A 271-nucleotide genomic window follows, 5' to 3' on the forward strand; every position below is an offset into this window, starting at 1 on the left:
GACAGCGCGCCCTGTTCACCGTGCAGGATCGACGACATCGACCACAGCGTGTCGAGGTTCGCGAGCTTGACCTTCTGGCCTTCGTCCAGCTTGTCGCCGATCGCGGTCTTCAGATCGCCGTTCAGGTTCGGATTGACGATGTAGTCTTTCGTGATGTCGTAGGGCGCGTCGAAGTCGATGTACTTCTTGTCGAGCGGATCCCAGAAATGGTCGTGCGTGGCACTGATGATCTTGTCGAAGGCGGTCGATCGCTCGCCGTACCGCTTGGTAT

General features: G+C 58.3%; 1 protein-coding gene. It reads right to left on the minus strand.

Annotation, left to right across the window (positions count from 1 at the left end; all coding sequences use genetic code 11):
- Positions 1 to 271 (minus strand): hypothetical protein (locus ACZ3HG_RS23765; RefSeq protein ID WP_465334840.1); only part of this gene is annotated, 271 nt, incomplete at both ends.

The sequence above is a fragment of the Erwinia sp. PME.40.26/001 genome, from assembly GCF_055556675.1.